We start from the raw sequence: 12,897 nt of genomic DNA on the forward strand, positions 1-12,897 counted from the left end.
TCGGCCAGGCTCGCAACCGCTCGTGAATCACGGGTAACGCGCACATGGCGCGCAGGAAAGCGGGGTCCTACCCCGCGGCGACGGCCGGAGCACGGCGGTGGCCTGCACGGACGGGTGCACGGGCAGGTGCGCGGACGCCGGCACGAACGGCTGCGCGGGCGCATGCACGGATCGTGTGCACGCGCCCGCGCAATGCGGCCGGACGGCTCAGCGGTACATCCGGCGCAGCAGCCGCACCGCAACCGCGGTGACGACCGCCGCGAGGGCCAGGGAGACGCCCGCCTCGGCCCACTGGAGCGGCCAGAAGTTTCCGTACGGATGGAAGTCGAGGTACCAGCCAGCGCCGTCGTGCCGGGCGAGGCACTGCTCCGGGGAGACGCCGACGCCGCAGTGGGGCTCCGCGAGGTGCTCGCCCGTACGGGTGACGATGCCGCGCTCCAGCATCCAGGTGCGGTCCCGGATGAGCCCCGGCACCTCCGCGGACAGCTGCGTCACCGGGCTCACCAGGTGCGGGCGCAGGGCGTCCAGCAGCGCGCCCGTCAGCACGAGGTAGCCGACCAGTGCCGCGCCCATGGCACGCATCGTGCGCTTGACCAACAGGCCCGCCAGCGCTCCGACGGCGATGCCGAGCAGCGCGTGCGCGACGGGCGCGGGGCCCAGCATGTCGAACGAGAGGTACCAGGCCTGGCCGGGCAGCAGCACCTCCGGCACGGCCTGCCAGGCCCAGGTGTAGGCCGCCGACAGCAGCGAGCCGCCGGCCAGCACGGCCACGGCGGGCACCGACAGCTTCACCGCGAACCAGCGCAGCGGCGAGACGGACTGCGTCCACGCGAGCTTGTACGTACCGCTCTCCAGCTCGCGTGCGACCACCGGCCCGGCGACGAACATGCCCGCGACCAGCGGCAGAAGCCGGAGCGGGTAGCCGAGGTAGTGCAGCAGGTCACCGGCCGTGTTCCGGAAGTAGTCCACGGTGGCCTGGGCCGTCGGGCAGTCCGCGGAGGTGATGCAGGCGTCCCGGATGGCCCGGCTGTCGATGAAGTCGTCCATCCCGTTGCGCAGCCACAGCAGGCCGACGACGAGCGCGGCGAGCGTGCTCGCCGCGCACCAGACGGTGGCGCGGTGCTGCCGGAGGACGAGCCAGGGCAGCCCGCGCAGCCCGGCGCGGGGGCGGGCGCCGACGGGTGCGGCGGCGAGCGGGGTCGTGGTGGCCGTCATGCCGCCTCCTTCGGTGCGGGAGCGATCGTGCGCGGTTCGGCGGTCGGGGTGAGCAGGGGCGGGGCGTCCGGGGAGCGCAGGTGGGCGAGGAGGAGCTCCTCCAGGGACGGTTCGGCAACCTCCCACTCCCCCGCGACCGGCCCGTCGGTGCGCAGCAGCGCAGTGATCTGGCGTCCGGTCACGCGCGACTCGACGACCGTGTGTCCGGTGAACTCCCGTGGCAGGCCCTCGGATTCGTGCCGCCCCATGACGAGGGAGTGCACCGAGAGCAGGTCCTCCACCTCGCCCGCGAGGCGGATCCGGCCGTCCGCGACCAGCAGCAGGTAGTCGCAGACGCCGTCGAGCTCGGCCAGCACGTGCGAGGCCATCACGACGGTGGTGGAGTGCTCGGCGGCCGCGGTCATCAGGGCGGCCGTCATCTCGTGCCGCACGAGCGGGTCGAGGTCGCTCATCGGCTCGTCCAGCAGCAGGAGTTCGGGCCGCTTGCCGAGCGCGAGGGCGAGGGCGACGCGGGTGCGCTGGCCGCCGGAGAGCGAGGCGATGCGGGCCGCGGGCGGCAGGCCCCCCGCCGCCACGATCCGCTCGGCCGTCGCCCAGTCCCAGGTGGCGGGGTTGAGCTCCTCGCCCACGCGCAGCGTCTCGCCGACCGTGAGGTGCGGGTAGAGCGGCTTGTCCTGGGCGACGTAGCCGATGCGGGGCCGGACGGCGCGGTCGGACGGCCGCCCGCCGCCGAGCACGTGCAGGGCGCCGGCGGTGGGCCTGCGCAGCCCTGCGGCCAGCGACAGCAGCGTGGACTTGCCCGCTCCGTTGGGCCCGACAAGGGCGCAGATCCGCCCGGCGGGAATGCGGAAGGAGCAGTCGCGCAGCGCCCAGCCGCGCCGGTGCTTCACCCCCAGGCCGGCCGCCTCCAGGGCGGTCCGGTCCGGAAGGTACGTCAGGTCGGTCATCCGGTTGCGGTCCCCTCGCTCGGACGCCGCGCGGGGTCCCCGAAGTGCTCGTCCAGGACGGAGGCGACCAGTGCGGCCACGTCCTCCCGGTCGAGCCCGGCCGCGCGGGCGCGTTGCGTCCAGTCGGCCAGCTCGCCGCGCAGCGGCGAGTCGGCGCCGGCCCCGGGCCGCGCCAACGACCGCCGCACGAAGGTCCCGAGCCCCGGCCGTGCCTCGACGAGGCCTTCGCGGTCGAGCTCGCGGTAGGCCTTCAGGACGGTGTTGGGGTTGATGGCCGTCGCGGCCACGACCTCTTTGGCGGTGGGCAGCTTGTCGCCGGGGGCGAGCAGGCCGAGGCGCAGGGCCTGCTTGACCTGCTGGACGATCTGCAGGTACGTGGCGACGCCGGTGCGTCGGTCGATGCGGAAGTCGACCACCGGAGCATCACCCTTTCACTACTTGATTAGTGAAAGGGTGATGCAGGGGTTCGCCCGCTGTCAAGGAGAGGCGCCCCGGGGCACCCGCCTCAGCTCTCCGTCCGGTACATCAGATCCGTCTCGTGCGTCACGAACCCCAGCCGCTCGTACACCGCCACCGCCGCCAGGTTGTCGGCGTCGACGTACAGCATCGCCGTCGGCAGCCCCCGCGCCGCCAGGTGCCGCAGGCCCACCGTCGTCAGCGCCTTGCCCAGGCCGCCGCCCTGGGCGCCCGGGCGCACCCCGAGCACGTACACCTCGCCCAGGCCCTCGCCCTCGTGCACCTTCGTCCAGTGGAAGCCGACGATCTCGCCCCCGCGCTCCGCGAGGAAGAAGCCCTCCGGGTCGAACCACGGCTCCGCCTTGCGGTCGTCCAGGTCCCGCTGGGTCAGCGAACCCTGCTCCGGATGGTGGGCGAAGGCGGCCGCGTTCACGGCCAGCCACTCCGCGTCGTCCACGCCCGGACGGAACGTCCGCACCGTCACCCCCTCCGGGAACACCGGCTCCGCGAGGTCCAGGCCCTCCAACGGCCGCCGCATCTGCCGCAACTCGCGGAACAGGCTCATGCCCAGCACCTGCGCCAGGTGCCGCGCCGCGGGGTGCCCGCCGTGCGCCCACACCCGCAGCCGCTTGCCCGACTCCTGCAACAAGGCATTGCCCAGCGCCCGCCCGTGACCCCGCCCCCGGTGCACGGGGTGCACCACGAACTCGCCCGCCGGGGCCTCCACCGGGTCGCTCTCCTCCAGCTGCCCGTACCCCACGAATTCCCCGGCCACATCGCGCACCAGGACGTGCCGCACGCCCTCGCGCCGCCCCTTGAGCTGCAGACGGCCCTGTTCGGAGACGGCCTGCTGGCCGTCCTCGGCCGCCGCGGCGGCCACCATGTCCAGGACGTCGCGCATCTGTTCGTCCGTCAGCTCGTCCAGCACCACGATCCGGCGCTGCCCGCTCACGTCATTCACCACGTTGCTCATGGGCCCGAGCCTACGAGCCCGCGGCGGGCAACCGTATGCTGCGGCCGACCTGCCAAACCCCACCACCCACAAAGGGGAACTCATGTCAGCGAAGCCGCCGATACGGCGACTCGCCCGCCGGCTGACCACCGCGACAGCCCTGCTCGCCGCGACGGCCGGTGTCCTCTCCACGGCCGCCGCCCCCGCGAACGCCCACGACCGCGGCCCCGGGAACGGCCACCGGCACGACCGGACGGTCGAAGTCCAGATGCTGTCGTTCAACGACTTCCACGGGAACCTGGAGCCCCCGCAGGGCTCCTCCGGCACCGTGACCGAAGCCGAGCCGGACGGCACGAAGATGGTCGTCCCGGCGGGCGGCATGGAATACCTGGCCAGCTCGCTGCGCACGGCCCGCAAGGGTCACGAGTACTCCGTCACCGCGGCCGCGGGCGACCTCATAGGCGCCAGCCCGCTGATGTCCGGCCTCTTCCACGACGAGCCGACCATCGAGGCAATGAACAAGCTCGGCCTCGACGTCACCTCCGTGGGCAACCACGAGTTCGACGAGGGCCGCGCCGAGCTGACCCGCATGCAGAAGGGCGGCTGCCACCCCAAGGACGGCTGCTACGAGAAGGGCCGGAAGTTCCGCGGCGCCGACTTCCCGTACCTCGCCGCGAACGTCACCGACGAGAAGACCGGCAAGCCCATCCTCAAGCCGTACACGGTGTGGAAGCACAAGGGCGTGAAGATCGGCTTCATCGGCGTCACGCTCAAGGGCACCCCCGACGTCGTCACCGCCGAGGGCGTCAAGGGCCTGAAGTTCGGCGACGAGGTCCAGACGATCAACAAGTACGCGGACGAACTCAACCGCCAGGGCGTCAAGGCGATCGTCGCCCTCGTCCACGAGGGCGGCTACCCGGCCTCCGGCTCGTACAACTACAACTGCGACACCCCCGGTGCGGGCGCCGGCATCTCCGGCCCGATCGTCGACATCGCGAAGCACGTCACCCCGAAGGTGGCCGCCCTCGTGACCGGCCACACGCACGCGGCCTACAGCTGCACCATCCCCGACCCGTCGGGCGCACCGCGCACCGTGACGTCGGCCGCCTCCTTCGGCCGCCTGTACACGGACACCACGCTGACGTACGACCTGCGGACGAACAACATCGTCCGGACCGCCGTCAAGTCGCCCCGCGCCGTCAACCACGTGGTCAGCCGGCAGCAGCCGAAGGCCAAGGACATGACGAAGCTGATCGGCCGGTGGAACAAGCTGGCCGCTCCGGTGGCCGACAAGCCGGTCGGTTACATCTCCGCCGACATCAACGGCCGGGGCGCGGGCAGTTACGAGGAACCGCTCGGTGACGTGATCACCGACGCACAGCTGGAGGCACTGTCGCCCGCCGCCAAGGGCGGCGCCCAGATCGCCTTCATGAACCCCGGCGGCATCCGGTCCGACCTCGCCTACAAGGCCTCCGGCAACGAGGGCGACGGCGTCGTCACGTACGGCGAGGCGTTCACCGTCCAGCCGTTCACCAACATGATGCAGCTGAAGGACCTGACCGGCGCGCAGGTCATCAAGGTGCTGCAGCAGCAGGTCACCGGCCCCAACGAGGCCGAGCCGAAGATCCTCCAGGTGAGCAACGGCCTGACGTACACGCTCGACCTGACGAAGAAGGGCGCCGACCGCATCGTCACGTCCTCGGTGAAGCTGAACGGCACGCCGATCGACCCGGCGAAGACGTACCGCGTCGCCGCGAACGAGTTCCTGATGGGTGGCGGGGACGGCTTCCCGGCCTTCAAGGACGGCACCGACAAACTGGTCGGCCCGTCCGACCTGGACGTGTTCGTCGCGTACCTGACGGCCCACTCGTCGAAGACCTCGCCGCTGGCGCCGCCGAAGGCGGAGCGGATCACGGTCATCAAGTAGCCGGTGTTTGCGGGGCGGTTCCGCGTCAACCGGCGGCGCACGGGCGCGCGGTGCAGCGCCTGAGCGCATGGCTCGAATGAGCGGTTCCGAGGGGCGGTAGATCCGGGGACGGATCTACCGCCCTTTGGTTTTGGAGGAGTTCATGAAGAAGCAGGTGCAGCGTGCACTGGCGACGATTGCGGTGACGGCCGTACTCGGCCTCGGGGGCGGGGCGTTGGCGACGCCGGCTGCGGCGGCGGACGTGGATGCGGACGTCCTCGGGGGGACGGCCAAGGCACTCGTGAACAACGCGGTGGCCGTGGGCGCCCTCGGCGCCACGATCCTCAATATCGCCAACCCGATCGCGGGTATCGGCTGACCGAATCCCCCGGTATGCGCAGAACGTCCGCCGGCGCAAAATCTTCAGCCACACCCGCGCGTCGTGAAGATTTGCGCCGGCAGAGGCCAGACGGCATGCACAGCCGTCGCGTGGTCGTCGCGACTCCCCCGAAACCCTCGAGTTCCTGCCATGAGGTACACGTTACGGCCACATTCCGCGGGAATGCGGAAACCCCGCCACAACGGCCGAAAAGTGTCCCGCTTTTTGCGCGTATTGATGCTAAGACTCGCGTTCGAGGCATCGCCCGGATACGGCCGGTTCCCCCAACGGCCGGAACAGGTAAGGCGTTTGTTAACGTACTGGCGGTAGCCCTTGCGTCCGAGGGCCGCACGCATGGTGGGATGTGGTGATGCGAACCCCCACACGCATGCCTCCCCGTCCCTCCAACCCCTATGACGAACTCGCGTCGCTCGCCGATCCGGAACCGGTGACCGAACCGATCACCGAACCGATACCCATAGCCGTGCCGGAGCCGGTGCCGATATCCCTCGGTGACCTCGGTGACCTCGGCGAACGCGACGACGAGCCCTGGTCGCCCCCCGACCATCGCCGCGCCAGGCGGCCGGGGCCACGCCGTCGACGGCGCCGGCCACGCCGCAAGCCCCGTCACCGTCACCGTCTCCTCAAGCTGCTGATCGCCGCCGGGGCACTGGCCGTGATCCTCCTGCTGGCCGACCGCTGTGCCGCGATGTACGCGGAGAAGAAGGCGGAGCAGAAGCTCCAGCAGGCCCTGCACCTGGAGGCCGCACCCCAGGTCGACATCCGCGGATTCCCCTTCCTGACCCAGGTGCTGGACAAACGGCTGACCCGGGTCGACGTGACCGTGCCGCACCTCGCCGCCGACCGGGTGTCGATCGCCCGCGTGCACGCCTCCGCCCAGGACATCCGGCTGACCGGCAGCCTGCCGAACGACGTGCGCGGAGCCGTGGTCGGGCAGATGGAGGGGAACGTTCTCCTGTCGTTCGACGACATGAACCGTGAACTCGCCGCTTCGCAGGTCAAGTTCAGTGATGGCGGCGGCAATGTCATCGCCGCCCGCGGCTCGCTGAACGTCGCCGGCCAGGAACTGGTGCTCCGGGCCCAGGCGCACCTGCGCCGGGCCGGTGACCAGGGCGTGTCCACGGACATCGACGGCATGAGCCTGGACCTGCCCGGCATCGCCGTCTACCGCCCCGGGGGCGGGGACAAGAGCCTGCTGCTGCACCGGGAGACGGCCGAGCGCATCAGCCGCGACGCGGCGCGCGTCAAAGCACTCTTCTCGGTGCCGTCGATCGCACAGCGGCTCGGCCTGTCGCCGGACGACGCGGCCGCCGTGCTGGACGACGAGGAGCGGCTGCACGAGGTCACCGGGGCGCCCCGCTTCGTCGACCGGCTGATGCAGGTCAATCTCATCGACGTTGTGGTCGATCATCCGTGGCTGCTGGGGAAGGTGGGCATCGACCCCAAGGTGCTCGACGGCGTCACGCAACTGCGGCCGCCGGAACTGAGCGACCGGCTGTCCTTCTCCTTCCGGCTCCCCAAAGAGGCCGAGGATCTCCATCTGCATCTGGACAAGTTGACCGTCCAGCGTGACGGGGTTCGCGCCGACGTGTCGGGCAGCGGACTGTCCGTCAGCCAGTGAGGGGCCTGCTACAGCGCCGGCGGCTCCACCGGTGCTCCCGGCAGCCGGAGCGACGCCACCGTGCCGCCGCCTTCTGCCGAGCGCAGGGTCACCGTTCCCCCGGCCTGCTGCACCGTGCGGGCCACGATCGACAGGCCCAGGCCGCTGCCCGGCAGGCTGCGGGCCGACGGCGAGCGCCAGAAGCGGTCGAAGACGTGCGGGAGTTCGTCCTCGGGGATGCCGGGACCGTGGTCGCGCACGGTCAGTTCGCCGTGCGTCAGGCGCACCTCGATCACGCCGCCCGCCGGGCTGAACTTCACCGCGTTGTCCAGGAGGTTCACCAGCGCCCGGTCCAGGGCGGCCGGCTCGGCGCGGACGTACCACGGCTGCAGGTCCGCCTCGATCGTCAGGTTGGAGCCGCGCAGCCGGGCCCGGCCCAGGGCCCGTTCCGCGGCCTCGTGGAGGGCGACCACCTGCAACGGGCCGCTGCCCGGGGCCGTTTCGGGGCGGGAGAGTTCCTGCAGGTCGCCGATGAGGGCGGCCAGTTCCGTCATCTGGGCCTTGACGCTCGCCAGCAGCTCCGCCCGGTCCTCGGGCGGGATCGCCCGGCCCGTCTCCTCGCTCCTCGCCAGCAGGTCGATGTTCGTCCGCAGGGACGTCAGCGGCGTGCGCAGCTCGTGCCCGGCGTCCGCGATCAGCTGCTGCTGCCGTTCGCGGGAGGAGGCCAGCGCCGCCGTCATGGAGTTGAACGACCGTGACAGGCGGGCGATCTCGTCGTCGCCCTCCGCGGGGATGCGGACCGCGAGGTCCTCGGTGCGGGCGATGTGCTCGACGGCGCCCGTCAGCTGGTCCACCGGCCGCAGGGCGGCCCGTGCGATCACCAGGCCGGCGGTGGCCGCGCCCAGGACGCCGATGCCGGCCGTGATCACGAGGACCAGGGCGAGCGAGTTGAGCGGCTTGTTCACCACGTCGAGCGGCTGGGCGACCGAGATCGCCGCGTTCGGCAGCTGCGCGCTGGCGGAGGTCGCGACGCGCATCGGCTCGCCGTCGACGGTCCGGGAGTCGTGCAGCACGACGTCGTCGATCCGGCCCTGGGCCACGGCCAGGTCCGTCCCGGTCACCTTGACCGGCGTCTTGCCCAGGGTCGTGCAGACGCCGCCGCCCGCGGTGACGATCTGCACGGTGTACGAGGTGGGCGGCAGCGGCTGGCCCTGGACGCGGGTGTCGCAGTTGGTGATCAGGGCGCGCAGGTAGTCGTTGCCCGGGTTGACGTTGGCCAGCGTCGTGTCCTGCTGGTGGGACAGCTGCTGCTTGGTGACCAGCCAGCACGCCCCCGCCGCCACGGCCACCGCGAAGGCGACGGCCCCCGCCGTCAGCAGGGCCAGCCGCGAACGCAGGGGGAGCTTGCGGAACCTGCGGATCATTCGCTGCCGCCGTCTCCCCGCAGGACGTAGCCGACGCCCCGGACGGTGTGGACGAGGCGCGGCTCACCGCCCGCCTCGGTCTTGCGACGCAGGTACATCACGTACACATCCAGGGAGTTGGAGGAGGGCTCGAACTCGAAGCCCCACACGGTCTTGAGGATCTGCTCGCGCGTGAGCACCTGCCGGGGGTGGGCGAGGAACAGCTCCAGCAGTGTGAACTCGGTGCGCGTGAGCTCGACGGAGCGGGTTCCGCGCGTCACCTCGCGGGTGGCGAGGTCCATGCGCAGGTCGGCGAAGGAGAGGATGTCTGCCGTGTCTGCGCCCGGGGCGGCCGCCGCGCTCGCGTACGAGCTGCGGCGCAGCAGGGCGCGGATGCGGGCCAGCAGTTCGTCCAGCTCGAAGGGCTTGACGAGGTAGTCGTCGGCGCCCGCGTCCAGGCCGGTGACGCGGTCCCCGACGGTGTCCCGGGCGGTGAGCATGAGGATCGGCACGGTGACGCCGGAGGCGCGCATCCGGCGGGCGGCGGTGAGGCCGTCCATGCGGGGCATCAGCACGTCGAGGACGATCAGCTCGGGCGCGTAGGAGTCCACCTTGGCGAGGGCGTCCAGCCCGTCGACGGCCAGTTCGGTCGTGTAGCCCTCGAAGGCCAGGCTGCGGCGCAGGGCCTCGCGGACGGCGGGCTCGTCGTCGACGATCAGGATGCGGGAGGGCTGGTCGCCGTGCTCGGCGGGGCTCATCGGCTTACCTCACGGGGGTCACAGGGGTCACGTCTGCGGACAGCTGCGGACGTCTGCGGGCAGGATCCCCCTCAGCGTCGCACGTCACCCCGCTCCCTCGCGGATCAGTTGCCGCTGCCGCCGGCCCGCAGCTTGGCGAGGTCGGCCTTGACGGTGTTGACCGGGATCGCGAAGCCGAGGCCGACGCTGCCGGCGGAGTCACCGGACGCGGAGCCCGAAGCGGGGGCGTACATGGCCGAGTTGATGCCGATGATCTCGCCGCTCATGTTGATGAGCGCACCGCCGGAGTTGCCAGGGTTGAGGGAGGCGTCGGTCTGGATGGCCTTGTAGGTGGTCTTGGACGAGCCGGTGTCGCCGTTGTACTGGTTGCCGCCGAACTCGAACGGCCAGCCCGGGAGTCCGCGGCCGTCACGGCCCCGGCCCTGCCCCTGGCCCTGGCTGCCCTGCTCCTTGGCGACGGTGACGTCGCGGTTGAGGGCGGAGACGATGCCGCTGGTGACGGTGCCGGTCAGGCCCTCGGGGGAGCCGATGGCGACGACCTGGTCGCCGACGCGCAGCTTGCCGGAGTCGCCGAGCTTGGCGGCCTTGAGCCCGCTCGCGCCCTGGATCTTGATGAGGGCGAGGTCCTTGTCGGGGTCGGTGCCGACGACCTTGGCGGTCTTGGTGCTGCCGTCGCTGAGGGAGACCTGGACGGTGTCGGCCCCGGCGACCACGTGGTTGTTGGTGACGACCTCGCCGTCGCCCGTGACGATGACGCCGGAGCCGGTGGACTGGCCCTGGCCGGTCGTGGCCTTGATCTCCACGATGCTGGGGCTGACGGCCTGGGCGACCGCGGAGACGCCGGAGACCTTCGAGGAGGCGTTCTCGACGGGCGTGCTCTGGCTGGTGCCGCCGGAGCCGCCGGTGAACTCGCTGACGAGGGCCGCCGCGCCGCCGCCGGCCACGGCTGCGACGAGCGCGCAGGCGGCCAGCAGGCCGATGGGCCCGCGGGCGCGGCCCCGGCGGCGGCTGCCGGGCTGCGGTGCGGGGACGGGCGCGGGCTGGGCGAAGCCGGCGTGGCCGCCGCCGTCGCCTCCGGCACCGCTGCCGCCGCCGGGCCACACGGTGGCGCCGCCGGGCGTGGTGACGGGGGCCTGCGGCGGCTGGGCGGGAGGCGCCGGCCAGCCGAAGGGCTGCTGGTGGTCAGGGTCCTGGTGGCCGTAGCGGCGAGTGCTGTCCGTCATGTGTACGACTGTGCGCCCCGTTCATGAGAACAGTCTGAGTGCGTACTGAGAAGCCCGGCAGAACGGCGTATGCGGGGCGTAAGGCCCCGGAACACTCCTCAGCCGCCGCAGCCGCACGAGCGCCGGATCACCAGCGCCGAGGGGAACTGTTTCAGCCGTTCGCGCCGCGTCCCCGCGTAGCGGAGGCCGTCGTCGAGCACGAGGTCCACCGCGGACCGCGCCATGGCCTGCCGGTCCGACGCCACCGTGGTCAGCGGCGGATCGGTGAGCGCCGCCTCCTTCACGTCGTCGAAGCCGGCGACGGCCAGCTCGCCCGGCACGTCGATGCGCAGTTCGCGCGCGGCCCGCAGGACGCCGATGGCCTGGTCGTCGGTGGCGCAGATGAGGGCGGGGGGCCGGTCGGGGCCGCTGAGCAGCTCCAGGGCGACCTTGTAGGCCTCGTAGCGGTTGTAGGGGGCCTGGAAGAGCCGGCCCTCCAGCGACTTGCCGGCCTCCCGCATGGCGCGCCGCCAGCCCTCGACGTGGTCGGTGACCGGGTCGCCGATGGCCGGGGTGTGTTCGGTGCCGCCGAAGCAGGCCACGTAGGGGTGGCCGTGTTCCAGGAGGTGCCGGGTGGCGAGCTGGGCCCCGCCGATGTCGTCCGTCACCACGGCGACGTCGTCGATGGCGTCGGGCCTGCGGTGCATCAGCACGACGCGGGCGTCCCACGCGTCGATCTCGGTCGCCGCGTGCTCGCTGGGGCCCTGGCTGATGAGGATGAGGCCCGAGACGCGCATGCCCAGGAAGGCCCGCAGGTAGTGCACTTCGCGCTCGTCGAGGTAGTCGGAGTTCCCGACGAGGACCATCTTCCCGCGCTCGGCCGCCGCCTGTTCGACCGCGTGCGCCATCTCCGCGAAGAAGGGCTGGCGCGCGTCCGGGACGATCAGGCCTATGAGGTCCGTCCGGCGGGAGGCCATCGCCTGGGCGACCCGGTCGGGCCGGTACCCCAGTTCCTTGATCGCGGCCAGCACCCGCTCCCGCGTCGCCGGTGCCACCGGTCGCGGTCCGTTGTTGATGACGTAGCTGACCACTGCGGTCGACGTCCCCGCCAGCCTCGCCACATCGTCCCGCGTCACCTTGGCCACGCGCGGCAGTCTACGCGGGTCCACCTAGGGTTTGGCAGGTCGTGATGACTTCGTAGTCAGGGCCCGCGAGGGCTCGGGACCACAGTCCTCGGGACCGGTGGCGGGGCCGGGGTTCTTACCGGATCCGGACCCCTCCGACCGCCCCTCCGGCTCCGGCTTCTCCGGGAGCACGAAGCGGTATCCGACGTTCCGGACGGTGCCGATCAGGGACTCGTGCTCGGGGCCCAGCTTGGCCCGCAGCCGCCGGACGTGCACGTCCACCGTGCGCGTACCGCCGAAGTAGTCGTAGCCCCAGACCTCCTGGAGCAGCTGGGCCCGGGTGAAGACCCGGCCGGGGTGCTGGGCGAGGTACTTCAGCAGCTCGAACTCCTTGAAGGTCAGGTCCAGGACCCGGCCCTTGAGCTTGGCGCTGTAGGTGGCCTCGTCGACGGAGAGGTCGCCGGTGCGGATCTCCATGGGGCTGTCGTCCATGGAGATCTGCTGCCGGCCCATCGCCAGCCGGAGCCGGGCCTCCACCTCGGCCGGGCCCGCGGTGTCGAGGAGCACGTCGTCGACGCCCCAGTCCGCGGTGACAGCGGCCAGGCCACCCTCGGTGACCACGAGGAGCAGGGGACAGCCGGGGCCGGTGGAGCGCAACAGCTGACAGAGGCTGCGGACGTGCGGGAGATCGCGGCGGCCGTCGATCAGTATGACGTCGGCGCCGGGCACGTCCACCAGTGCGGGGCCCTCGGCGGGGGCCACGCGCACGCTGTGCAGCAGCAGGCCGAGCGCCGGGAGCACCTCCGCAGAGGGCTGGAGCGCATTGGTCAGCAGCAGCAGGGAGCTCATCGTCGGTTCCTCCGCTCTGAGGGCTTCCGAATGCACAAAAGGACCCGGGGGCGACTCTGCCCGGATCCTCTCTGCCCAGCAGGAT

The 12,897-nt window shown here is 71.9% G+C and carries 12 protein-coding genes; 3 read left to right on the forward strand and 9 right to left on the reverse strand.

Annotation, left to right across the window (positions count from 1 at the left end; translation table 11 throughout):
• Positions 1-207 precede the first annotated feature (207 nt).
• The 4 genes from ACMATS_RS16310 to mshD form a co-directional block, all read right to left on the reverse strand.
• On the reverse strand, positions 208-1,215 hold the full coding sequence (locus ACMATS_RS16310) for an ABC transporter permease (RefSeq protein WP_414168284.1): 1,008 nt from the start codon (positions 1,213-1,215) through the stop codon (positions 208-210).
• Entirely contained in the window at positions 1,212-2,162 is a 951-nt protein-coding gene (locus ACMATS_RS16315) for an ABC transporter ATP-binding protein (protein WP_391153924.1), read from the reverse strand. The genes ACMATS_RS16310 and ACMATS_RS16315 overlap by 4 nt, the downstream gene beginning before the upstream one ends.
• Positions 2,159-2,578, reverse strand: a complete 420-nt coding sequence (locus tag ACMATS_RS16320) for a GntR family transcriptional regulator (RefSeq protein WP_336415337.1) — start codon at positions 2,576-2,578, stop codon at positions 2,159-2,161. The genes ACMATS_RS16315 and ACMATS_RS16320 overlap by 4 nt, the downstream gene beginning before the upstream one ends.
• A gap of 89 nt (positions 2,579-2,667) precedes the next feature.
• On the reverse strand, positions 2,668-3,591 hold the full coding sequence (gene mshD, locus ACMATS_RS16325; protein ID WP_390781759.1) for a mycothiol synthase: 924 nt from the start codon (positions 3,589-3,591) through the stop codon (positions 2,668-2,670).
• 82 nt (positions 3,592-3,673) lie between these two features.
• On the opposite strand from mshD, the gene ACMATS_RS16330 reads away from it, so the two are divergent.
• From ACMATS_RS16330 to ACMATS_RS16340, 3 genes are all read left to right on the forward strand, one after another.
• A complete protein-coding gene (locus ACMATS_RS16330; RefSeq protein ID WP_414168285.1) occupies positions 3,674-5,497 on the forward strand; it encodes a bifunctional metallophosphatase/5'-nucleotidase in 1,824 nt (607 codons plus the stop codon).
• Positions 5,498-5,639: 142 nt separating this feature from the next.
• Positions 5,640-5,855 (forward strand): hypothetical protein, encoded by a 216-nt coding sequence (locus ACMATS_RS16335; RefSeq protein ID WP_414168286.1) that lies wholly within the window; start codon positions 5,640-5,642, stop codon positions 5,853-5,855.
• 388 nt (positions 5,856-6,243) lie between these two features.
• Positions 6,244-7,497, forward strand: a complete 1,254-nt coding sequence (locus ACMATS_RS16340) for a DUF2993 domain-containing protein (protein ID WP_414168287.1) — start codon at positions 6,244-6,246, stop codon at positions 7,495-7,497.
• Positions 7,498-7,505: 8 nt separating this feature from the next.
• Here ACMATS_RS16340 and ACMATS_RS16345 read toward each other — a convergent pair whose 3' ends face one another.
• The 5 genes from ACMATS_RS16345 to ACMATS_RS16365 all read right to left on the reverse strand — a co-directional run bounded on the left by ACMATS_RS16345 (position 7,506) and on the right by ACMATS_RS16365 (position 12,812).
• Entirely contained in the window at positions 7,506-8,900 is a 1,395-nt protein-coding gene (locus ACMATS_RS16345; protein WP_390781755.1) for a sensor histidine kinase, read from the reverse strand.
• On the reverse strand, positions 8,897-9,637 hold the full coding sequence (locus tag ACMATS_RS16350; protein WP_390781754.1) for a response regulator transcription factor: 741 nt from the start codon (positions 9,635-9,637) through the stop codon (positions 8,897-8,899). Before ACMATS_RS16350 ends, ACMATS_RS16345 begins: the two co-directional genes overlap by 4 nt.
• Before the next feature lie 104 nt (positions 9,638-9,741).
• Complete coding sequence (locus ACMATS_RS16355) at positions 9,742-10,860, reverse strand: S1C family serine protease (RefSeq protein WP_390781753.1); 1,119 nt, start codon at positions 10,858-10,860, stop codon at positions 9,742-9,744.
• 98 nt (positions 10,861-10,958) lie between these two features.
• Positions 10,959-11,984: a LacI family DNA-binding transcriptional regulator gene (locus ACMATS_RS16360; protein ID WP_336415346.1), complete on the reverse strand. Its 1,026-nt coding sequence runs from the start codon at positions 11,982-11,984 to the stop codon at positions 10,959-10,961.
• A gap of 24 nt (positions 11,985-12,008) precedes the next feature.
• Positions 12,009-12,812 carry a response regulator transcription factor gene (locus ACMATS_RS16365; RefSeq protein WP_390781752.1) on the reverse strand — a complete coding sequence of 268 codons (804 nt, stop codon included), beginning with the start codon at positions 12,810-12,812 and terminating at the stop codon, positions 12,009-12,011.
• Positions 12,813-12,897 lie beyond the last annotated feature (85 nt).

The sequence above is a fragment of the Streptoverticillium reticulum genome, assembly GCF_047456005.1.
GTDB lineage: Bacteria > Actinomycetota > Actinomycetes > Streptomycetales > Streptomycetaceae > Streptomyces > Streptomyces reticulum.